We start from the raw sequence: 548 nt of genomic DNA on the forward strand, positions 1-548 counted from the left end.
AGTCTTCGCTGGACAGGTCCGCGCGCAGGCTGGCGTGGATGCGTTCCCACAGCCCCTGCACGTAGTCCTGCACGGCCGGGTGGTCGATCACCTGCTGCTTGATCTGGTCGATCTTGTCGGCCAGCGCCGGGTCGCTGCGCAGGCGCTGGATGTAGTCGGCCAGCCAGGCCTCATAGTCCCGGCGCAGCGGGTGCTCGGGCTGGGCCAGAATCTGCTGCAGCTCCTCCAGCACCGCATGGGCCATGCGTTCGGCGAGGCTGTCGCCGATTTCATCGATCGGTTTGACCCAGTTGACCGTGCTGGCGAGCTTGGGCCATTCGCGCTGCGGGTAGCGCACGATCAGTTCGGAGGCGCGCTGCTTGACCGACGGGTTGTCCAGCCATTCGCTGACGCGGGTGAGGCCTTCGTCCAGCACGAGCTGGTGGCGGTTGTCGGCGGTGAGCAGGCCGAGCAGTTCGCCGGCGGTGGCCGCGGCGTTCCATTGCCGCAACTGCTGGATCACAAAGCCCTGGATGCTGCGCCGGACGGCGGCCTCGTCGAGGAAGTCC

The 548-nt window shown here is 67.5% G+C and carries 1 protein-coding gene; it reads right to left on the reverse strand.

Going from position 1 to position 548, the window contains the following annotated elements; translation table 11 throughout:
• The coding region (locus tag ACXJKJ_RS31770; RefSeq protein ID WP_457395696.1) for a DUF445 family protein at positions 1-548 on the reverse strand (548 nt) is incomplete at both ends.

It is taken from the genome of Roseateles sp. P5_E1 (assembly GCF_054049335.1).